Source organism: Cobetia sp. 5-25-4-2, assembly GCF_013374075.1.
GTDB lineage: Bacteria > Pseudomonadota > Gammaproteobacteria > Pseudomonadales > Halomonadaceae > Cobetia > Cobetia marina.
This window is the reverse complement of sequence record NZ_BLWK01000009.1, coordinates 101,455-111,082: the sequence shown is the minus strand read 5'-3', so window position 1 is coordinate 111,082 and position 9,628 is coordinate 101,455. Positions and strand designations below refer to the sequence as shown.

At 61.7% G+C, this 9,628-nt stretch carries 6 protein-coding genes; 1 reads left to right on the top strand and 5 read right to left on the bottom strand.

All coding sequences use genetic code 11. The features are described 5' to 3' along the window. Nucleotides 1-509 precede the first annotated feature (509 nt). Both pssA and ilvC read right to left on the bottom strand, forming a co-directional pair. The gene (pssA, locus tag HXS65_RS16000) at nucleotides 510-1,361 is read right to left on the bottom strand and encodes a CDP-diacylglycerol--serine O-phosphatidyltransferase (RefSeq protein WP_077373497.1); all 852 of its coding nucleotides are present in this window, start codon (nucleotides 1,359-1,361) and stop codon (nucleotides 510-512) included. A 209-nt stretch (nucleotides 1,362-1,570) separates the two neighbouring features. Then, nucleotides 1,571-2,587, bottom strand: coding sequence for a ketol-acid reductoisomerase (gene ilvC, locus HXS65_RS15995; RefSeq protein WP_043337232.1), 1,017 nt, complete (start codon nucleotides 2,585-2,587; stop codon nucleotides 1,571-1,573). Nucleotides 2,588-2,907: 320 nt separating this feature from the next. Between ilvC and ilvY the strand changes: the two genes are divergently transcribed. Then, nucleotides 2,908-3,837 carry an HTH-type transcriptional activator IlvY gene (ilvY, locus tag HXS65_RS15990; protein ID WP_176494358.1) on the top strand — a complete coding sequence of 310 codons (930 nt, stop codon included), beginning with the start codon at nucleotides 2,908-2,910 and terminating at the stop codon, nucleotides 3,835-3,837. 114 nt (nucleotides 3,838-3,951) lie between these two features. Here ilvY and ilvN read toward each other — a convergent pair whose 3' ends face one another. From ilvN to clpB, 3 genes are all read right to left on the bottom strand, one after another. Further along, entirely contained in the window at nucleotides 3,952-4,443 is a 492-nt protein-coding gene (ilvN, locus tag HXS65_RS15985) for an acetolactate synthase small subunit (protein WP_043337227.1), read from the bottom strand. Then, the gene (locus HXS65_RS15980) at nucleotides 4,443-6,167 is read right to left on the bottom strand and encodes an acetolactate synthase 3 large subunit (protein WP_084207771.1); all 1,725 of its coding nucleotides are present in this window, start codon (nucleotides 6,165-6,167) and stop codon (nucleotides 4,443-4,445) included. The genes ilvN and HXS65_RS15980 overlap by 1 nt, the downstream gene beginning before the upstream one ends. Before the next feature lie 577 nt (nucleotides 6,168-6,744). Continuing rightward, entirely contained in the window at nucleotides 6,745-9,381 is a 2,637-nt protein-coding gene (gene clpB / locus HXS65_RS15975) for an ATP-dependent chaperone ClpB (protein ID WP_176494357.1), read from the bottom strand. Nucleotides 9,382-9,628 lie beyond the last annotated feature (247 nt).

The window sequence follows — 9,628 nt, the reverse complement described above, 5'->3', positions numbered from 1 at the left end:
GATCAAATTTTTAAAGAGCGTCGCTGTTAAGCGAGGAGGCATATTCTATCCGGAACGCTTGAGAAGTCAAGCACTTGATGATGAGTCAATCGACTGCCTCTAAGCATCATCCAGCGGTGAGGAGCGTTGCTCGATCACCTGTTCCGTAAGGAGTGCGGCGTATTCTAGCGAATCGCCCGGGATTGTCAATCGATGATTTGGAAGCGAACTTCAAAAACATCAAACAAAACAATCACCTGCAAACCTCTTTCACCGCTGGTAACGCCATGCGTCCCCGGCAGCGGATGCGTACTTTACGCACGATCCTGGCTGAGGGCAAGGGCTTTTTCCATCGATTGTCATTTCGAGGACATGCGGGCGACATCTCTTCCCTCATCACCTCTTCTTGCTCCTTGGGCCTCGTCTCGCCGTTGCTTGCTGACACATCTCTTCCCCGGCCAGAAACGTATTCGGCCCCGCCAGAAATGGCGGGGCCGAATATCGATCATCACACCAATGGCAGCTGGCGCTTACTTGTTGCCGCGCAGCTTGCGGCCCAGTGCCATGATCGGACCACTGGCGACATAGCAACCGAACAGGCCCAGCAGCATCACGGACGGCTCCAGCGAGATGACCACGAAGGCCAGCACGATGGCGAGCAGCGCGACGAAGGGCACCGGCCCCTTGAGGTCGATCTCCTTGAAGCTGTAGTAGCGGATGTTCGACACCATCAGGATACCGGCAGCCGCGACCACGAAGACCATCAGCGACTTGAAGGCGAAGGTCTCGGCGTCGAAGTTGTGCATGGTCCACACACAACCAGCCACGAGTGCCGCCGCTGCCGGACTGGGCAGGCCGATGAACCACTTCTTGTCGGTGGAGCCTATCTGGACATTGAAGCGCGCCAGGCGCAGCGCAGCGCCCGCGACATAGACGAAGGCGGCGATCCAGCCGATCTTGCCGACATCCTGCAGAATCCAGCTGAAGGTGACCAGTGCCGGTGCCACGCCGAAGGACAACATGTCCGCCAGGCTGTCGTACTCCGCACCAAAGGCGCTTTGCGTATTGGTCAGGCGAGCCACACGTCCATCGAGACCATCCAGCACCATCGAGACGAAGATGGCGATGGAGGCATTGGCAAACTCGCCGTTCAGCGCACATACCACAGCGAAGAAGCCAGAGAACAATGCCGACGTGGTGAACAGGTTGGGCAGCAGGTAGATGCCACGCCGACGAACGGGCTTGCCATCCTCGATGGCCTCTTCCACGACTTCGCTGTCGTCGGTGAATTCTTCCACCACCTTGTCCAGCACGGAACTGCTACGGCGGGTCGGTTCTTCGGGGGCATCTTCTGCGCCGGGATGTCGATTTTCGTCAGTCATGGGATTCCTTGCATCATGCCTCGTCGTGGCAGGGTAACCACATTCTACACCTGCCAGTGAGCGCGAATAGTAGTGACACCCTAGCGGCCTCACCGTCGACTGTCACTTCCCTCCCCCATTCGATAGCGCTTATAGAGCAACAACGCAAGCGGGGCGCCCTCCTGATGGAGAGCGCCCCGCTCATTTCACGCCGGATCCAATAGGCAGGATCAGTTGCGTGACTTGTCGACCAGCTGGTTGGCAGTGATCCACGGCATCATGCCGCGCAGCTTCTCACCAGTCTGTTCGATCGGGTGCTCGGCGTTCTGACGACGACGGGCCGTCATGGACGGGTAGTTGGTGTTGCCTTCCTGGATGAACATCTTGGCGTATTCACCGCTCTGGATGCGCTTGAGTGCATTGCGCATGGCGACACGGGACTGCTCGTTGATGACTTCGGTGCCGGTCACGTACTCGCCATACTCCGCATTGTTGGAGATGGAGTAGTTCATGTTGGCGATGCCACCTTCGTACATCAGGTCGACGATCAGCTTGAGCTCGTGCAGACACTCGAAGTAGGCCATTTCCGGTGCGTAGCCGGCTTCGGTCAGGGTCTCGAAGCCCATCTTGACCAGCTCGACCGCGCCACCACACAGGACAGCCTGCTCACCGAACAGATCGGTTTCGGTCTCGTCCTTGAAGGTGGTCTCGATGATGCCGGTACGACCGCCGCCGACGCCTGCCGCGTAGGACAGTGCGATGTCCTTGGCCTGGCCAGTCGCATCCTGGTGGATGGCGATCAGGTCCGGGATACCGCCGCCCTTCACGAACTCGGAACGCACGGTGTGACCCGGTGCCTTCGGCGCGATCATGATGACGTCGAGGTCAGCACGCGGCACGACCTGGTTGTAGTGGACGTTGAAGCCGTGAGCGAAGGCCAGGGTCGCGCCCTGCTTCAGGTTCGGTTCCACCTGGTTCTCGTAGATCGCCTTCTGGTTCTCGTCCGGCGCCAGGATCATGACCAGGTCGGCCGCCTTGACCGCTTCCTCGACTTCAGCAACCTTCAGGCCGGCCGCTTCGGCCTTGGCCCAGCTGGAGGAAGAGCGACGCAGGGCTACGGTGACGTCGACGCCGGATTCCTTCAGGTTGTTCGCGTGGGCATGGCCCTGGGAACCGTAACCGAGGATGACCACTTTCTTGCCCTGGATGAGGGAGAGGTCACAATCCTTGTCGTAATAGAGTTTCATCGTCATTGCTCCTGGCGGCTCACCCCGTCAGCGGGATGGCGTGAGATCTTGAAAGAGTGTCTGTTGTTCTTGCGACCCTTCCCGCGAGGGAAGGGCGTATGTCAGTGTCCAGCGCCGACGGCCATCTATCCTGACCGCTCTGCGTCCCTGGGAGGTCGTGCGCCTTGGATCAAGGTCTGCCGTCCTCCTCCTGCGCGGCGATGAGTCCACCTTACCTGCACCTCGGCATTGCGTAAAATGCTATATTTGCACCATCATATGCCATATAGCGCAACACAAGGCATTTCCCCCTTCAGCACTCATCGACAGCGGACTCCGGCATGGACAATCGTCAACTCAAGCAATTCCTGACCCTCGCCGAAACGCTGCATTTCGGACGCGCCAGCACTGCCCTGCACCTGAGCGCCTCTGCCCTGTCACGTGCCATTCGCGCCATGGAAGAGGAACTGGGCGTCAGCCTGTTCGAGCGCGACAACCGCAGCGTCGCACTGACACCGGCGGGAGAGCGCTTCCGTCGTCATGCTCGCGAACTCCTGAGTCAGTGGGATGACATTCGTCAGTCATTGCTGGAAGACAGCGATGAACTGCGTGGCGAGCTATCCCTGTACTGCTCGGTGACCGCCAGCTACAGCTTCCTGTATGAGATTCTCGCCTCCTTCCGGGCCCGCCATCCGCATGTGGAGCTCAAACTGCATACCGGTGACCCCGCCGTGGCATTGGAGCGCGTGCTGATGGGCCACGAGGACCTGGCGATCGCCGCACGCCCGGACGTGCTGCCCTCGCGCCTGGCCTTCACCGACTTCGCCGAGTCGCCGCTGCGCTTCATTGCCCCGCGTCGTGATGGCCCCGGCCATCAGCTGGAAGGCATCGGCGAGACGGACGATTCGTCAGCGGGGGACGACCATATCGACTGGACCCGTGTCCCGATGATCCTCTCGGAGACCGGCCTGGCGCGCGAGCGCTTCAATGCCTGGTGCCACGCACGCGGCATCAAGCCGCGCCTGTATGCCCAGGTCGCCGGCAACGAGGCCATCGTCAGCATGGTCGGATTGGGCTTCGGGATCGGCGTGGTGCCGCAGATCGTGCTCGACAACTCCCCGCTGGCCGATCAGGTGCGCATCCTCGATGTCGATCCGCCGCTGACCCCCTACAAGGTCGGGCTGTGCGTACAGGAGAAACGTCTTCGACATCCACTGGTACGCGCACTCTGGGAACAGCTGCCCGGTACCCCGCTACGGCCAGAGGAGTGATGACGCAGTGACCCTGCGCCACGGAACATTGCGCTACATGGCCCGCCCCACGCCACAACGAAAACGGCGCCCCGAGGGGCGCCGTTCTTGTATCGCGTTTCCACAATCACCGTCTTACAGGCTCAACACCTTCTCACCGCGGGCGATGCCGGATACACCGGTACGAGCCACTTCCAGCACCCCTACCGGCTGCATCGCCGCCAGGAAGGCATCCAGCTTGCCACCGTCACCGGTGATCTGGATGGTGTAGAGGCTCGGCGTGATGTCGACGATCTGGGCACGGAAGATGTCCGCCGTGCGCTTGATCTCGTCACGCTGGGCGCCCAACGCCTTGACCTTGACCAGCATCAGCTCGCGCTCGATGTGGCTGCCCTCGGTGAGATCCACCAGCTTGACCACATCCACCAGCTTGTTGAGGTGCTTGGTGATCTGCTCGATGACGCGATCTTCGCCGACCGTGGTGACGGTCAGACGTGACAGGGTCGCGTCCTCGGTCGGGGCCACGTTGAGGGTCTCGATGTTGAAATTGCGCTGTGAAAACAGGCCGACGACCCGTGACAGCGCGCCCGGTTCGTTTTCCATCAGAATGGAGATGATATGGCGCATCAGGTCCGCTCCGTCTTCGTAAGCAGCATGTCACGCATGGAGCCGAGAGGCACCTGCATCGGATAGACGTGTTCACGCGGGTCGACATAGATGTCGAGGAACACCAGCTCGTCCTTGTTGCGGAAGGCTTCTTCCAGCGCAGGCTCGAGCTCCTCCACCGTATGCACCTTGATGGCACGGAAGCCATAGGCGCCCGCCAGCTGCACGAAGTCAGGCAGCGACTCCATATAGGAATGCGAGTGACGGGACTTGTAGTTCAGGTCCTGCCACTGACGCACCATGCCCAGCGACTGGTTGTTGAGGTTGATGATCTTGACCCCGATCCCGTACTGCTTACAGGTCGAGAACTCCTGCATCATCATCTGGAAGCTGCCTTCCCCGGTGAACAGCACCACATCGTCATCCGGGTAGGACATCTTGATCCCCATGGCCGCCGGGAAGCCGAAGCCCATGGTGCCCAGACCACCGGAGGTGATCCAGCGGTTGGGGCGCTGGAACTTGTAGTACTGGGCGGCGAACATCTGGTGCTGACCGACATCGGTGGCGACGAAGGCTTCGCCACGCGTCGCGCGGTGCACGGCTTCCACCACCTGCTGCGGCTTGAGCGGCTCGCCCGGGGCAGACGGCTCATACAGCTTGCCTTCACGCTCGGCACGCCAGCCATCGATCTGGGTCCACCAGGCCTCCAGTGCATCGGGGTTGGCCAGCTCACGCCCCTGCACGAGGCTGATCATCTCGTTGATCACGGCATCGGCCGGACCGACGATCGGCACATCGGCGCGCACGGTCTTGGAGACCGAGCTCGGGTCGATGTCGACGTGGATGATCTTGGCCGTCGGGCAGAACTTCGAGGTGTTGTTGGTCACGCGGTCATCGAAGCGCGCACCGATGCAGATGATCAGATCGGTGTGGTGCATGGCATTGTTCGACTCATAGGAGCCGTGCATGCCGGGCCAACCCAGACACTGGCGATCGCCCTGCGGATAGGCACCAATGCCCATCAACGAGGTGGTGATCGGGAAGTTCAGACGGCGCACCAGGTCGGTCAGCGCTTCGCTGGCACGACCGGAGACCACGCCACCGCCGGTGAAGAACAGCGGGCGGCGGGCCTTGAGCATCAGCTCGACGGCCTTCTTGATCTGGCCGCTGTGGCCACGGGTGACCGGGCTGTAGGAGCGCATGCGTACCTTCTTGGGGTAGCTGTACTCGTAACGCTCGGTCGGGGCGGTCATGTCCTTCGGGATGTCGATGACGACCGGCCCCGGGCGTCCGCTGGAGGCCAGATAGAAGGCCTTCTTGATGACTTCCGGAATCTCGCTCGGGTGCTTGATCGAGAAGCTGTGCTTCACGATCGGGCGAGTCACACCGACGATGTCGGTTTCCTGGAAGGCGTCTTCACCGATCAGGTGACTGGCGACCTGGCCACACAGCACGACCATGGGAATCGAGTCCATGTAGGCCGTGGCGATACCGGTCACGGCATTGGTCGCGCCGGGGCCTGAGGTGACCAGCACGACTCCGGGCTTGCCGGAAGCGCGTGCGTAGCCATCGGCTGCGTGGGTAGCAGCCTGTTCGTGGCGGACCAGAATGTGCTGGACCTTGTCCTGACGGAACAGGGCGTCATAGATGTGCAGCGCCGCTCCACCGGGATAGCCGTATATATACTCCACGCCCTCGTCATGCAGCGCGCGGGCGATCATGTCAGCGCCGGAAAGCAATTCCACTTGGTTGTTCTCCCCTGGAGGTCTCGAGTGCGTCCGGCAGCAATACGCAAGCCGGATCGAGTGCGACCTGAATGTCGCTACCGCAACAGTTGCGGCACCTGATGCCAAACCCTGGCGTCTGCGGCCCGGTTAGGGCCTGCACTCTTGTCGCATCGGTTGGATGCGGTCGGGGCTGATGGCCGATCGGTACGGTTGGCGTACCCTGATCGGCATATCCTTCGACAGGCGGACAGCGACTCAGCGTCTGTCCTTCACGTGGCGCTTCGAGGGTCGCCCGAATGGCCACGCCCGCAATCAGGAATGGTCAAGAGTCCAACAGCCGCAAGGGGCTGTCAACTCAACCTTACGCCAGTGTGCGCCGCCTACGCCAAATGCCACACCGATAACGGAAAATCCGGCCATATGCGTGCGTAAAACCTCACAGATGGCATTTAATTCGCAATTTTCTGCCTCGTGATTTTCAGCATCCCTGCCACCGGGTTGTCATTTTGCGCCCAGACGACAGACACGAAAACGCCCCACCGCAAGCGGAAGACAGACTTCCGTCACGGTGGGGCGTCACTCACGGGCGCGCGATTCAGCGCGTGAAGGTCAGCTCCCCGCCCTCTTCGCCGACACGGATCACGTCTCCGGGCGCGAAGTCGCCGCCCAGCAGCGCCTGGGCCAGCGGGTTCTCGATGCGGCTCTGGATGGCGCGCTTGAGAGGACGGGCACCATAGACCGGATCGAAACCTGCCTTGGCCAGCAAGGCCATCGCGGCATCGGTGATCTCGAAGCCGAGATCACGTTCGGCCAGCCGCGCCTTGAGCCGCTCGAGCTGAATGCCGGCGATGGAGGCGATCTGCGCCTGCCCCAACGCGTGGAAGACCACCACTTCATCGATGCGGTTGATCAGCTCCGGCCGGAAGTGATTGCCCACGACTTCCATCACCGCCGTCTTCATGTCGTCGTACTGGAAGGCCGCCTTGCGATCGACACTCTCTTGCGTGTCTTCCTCGTCCGCCAGCTCGCCATTGAGACCGCTCATGCGCTGGATCATCTCGGACCCCAGATTCGAGGTCATCACGATCACGGTATTGCGGAAGTCGACGGTACGCCCCTGCCCATCGGTCAGGCGGCCATCTTCCAATACCTGCAGCAGGATGTTGAAGACATCCGGATGCGCCTTCTCGACCTCATCGAGCAACAGCACGGAGTACGGCTTGCGACGCACGGCCTCGGTCAGATAGCCACCCTCTTCATAGCCGACATAGCCGGGAGGCGCGCCGATCAGACGAGCCACCGAGTGCTTCTCCATGAACTCGGACATGTCGATGCGCACCATCGCCTCTTCGGTATCGAACAGGAAGCTGGCCAGCGACTTGCAGAGCTCCGTCTTGCCGACCCCGGTCGGGCCGAGGAACAGGAAGGAGCCATTGGGACGATTCGGGTCCGACAGCCCGGCGCGTGAGCGACGCACCGCATTGGCCACCGCGATCACCGCCTCGTCCTGACCGATCACCTTCTCGTGCAGCGCCTCTTCCATGCGCAGTAGCTTGTCGCGCTCGCCTTCGAGCATCTTGGAGACCGGAATGCCGGTCCAGCGCGAGACGACCTCGGCAATCTCCTCCTCGGTGACATTGGAGCGCAGCAGCACGTGGGCGGAGGTATCCGCCTCGCCTTCGCCGGCTTCGCTGATCTGCTTCTCGAGCCCCGGAATCACGCCGTACTGCAGTTCCGACATGCGGCTGAGGTCGCCGGCACGCCGCGCCTGTTCCAGATCGATGCGCGCCTGTTCCAGTTCGGACTTGAACTGCGCTGCCCCCTGGATACTGGCCTTCTCGGCCTTCCAGACCTCATCGAGATCGGCGTATTCGCGTTCCAGCTCCGCGATCTGGTCCTCAAGCGCGCCGAGACGCTTGAGTGCCGCTTCGTCGGTCTCCTTCTTGAGGGCTTCACGCTCCATCTTGAGCTGGATCAGACGGCGGTCGAGACGGTCCATCTCTTCCGGCTTGGAGTCCAGCTCCATGCGGATGCGTGACGCGGCTTCATCGATCAGGTCGATCGCCTTGTCCGGCAGCTGACGGTCCGTGATGTAGCGCGATGAGAGGCGCGCGGCCGCAATGATCGCACTGTCAGTGATATCCACCCCATGGTGCACCTCGTAGCGTTCCTTCAAGCCACGCAGGATGGCGATGGTGTCCTCCTCGCTGGGCTGATCCACCTGCACCTTCTGGAAACGACGCTCCAGCGCGGCATCCTTCTCGATGTACTGGCGATACTCGTCAAGCGTGGTGGCACCGACACAGTGCAGCTCGCCACGCGCCAGCGCCGGCTTGAGCATGTTGCCGGCATCCATCGCGCCCTCGGCCTTGCCCGCGCCGACCATGGTGTGCAGCTCATCGATGAACAGGATGACCTGGCCTTCTTCCTGCGACAGCTCCTTGAGGACGGACTTGAGGCGCTCCTCGAACTCACCGCGGAACTTGGCCCCCGCCAGCAGCGAGCCCATGTCGAGAGACAGCACACGCTTGTTCTTGAGGCCTTCCGGCACCTCGCCATTGACGATACGGCTGGCCAGCCCCTCGACGATGGCGGTCTTGCCGACACCGGGCTCACCGATCAGCACCGGGTTGTTCTTGGTGCGACGCTGAAGGACTTGAATCGTGCGACGAATCTCCTCGTCACGCCCGATCACCGGGTCGAGCTTGCCGTCGCGCGCACGCTGGGTGAGGTCCATCGTGTACTTGTTGAGTGCCTCGCGATTGTTCTCGGCGTCGGCATCTCCCACCGCCTCGCCACCGCGCAGTGCATCGATGGCGGAGGTCAGGGCGGGCTTCTTGATGCCCGAGGAGGTGAACAACTTGCCAAGATCACCGCCCAGCTCCAGCGCGGCCAGCAGCGCGAGCTCGGAAGCGATGTATTGATCGCCGCGTTTCTGGGCTTCGCGGTCGGCCAGATTCAGAAGCTTGCCGAGCGCTTGGGAAGGCGCGACATTGCCGTCGAACTGGGACACGGTGGGCAGGTCATCCAGTTGACGCTTGAGCCCGCTCATCAAGCTGGTGGCATCACCGCCCGCCTTGTTGACCAACGCCTTGAGACCGCCATCGCGGTCCTCCAGCAGGGCCAGCAGCAGGTGCTGGGGATGGATTTCATTGTGGCCTCGCCCGACGGCGAGCGACTGGGCATCCGCAAGCGCGTTCTGCAGCTTGCTGGTGAGTTTGTCGATGCGCATGGTGCCTTCTCCTGAGAGTCATGGCGGTACTCCTCTTCTCAGGAGCTTCGCCTGTAACATTTCGTATCTAACCCTAGAGATGGGGGGCTGGGGGGTCGCTTTCAAGGCGTGATTTGCGGCAACGCAGCATGTTGTCCGCGAAGCATGATCCAGATCAGGTTCCCCTGCAGCAGGTTGGCCCTCAGCGCCTGAAGATGTCGCCAGGGGCTTCCGCTCGACACGGAAAAGCGCCCCGCCAACCTGAGTG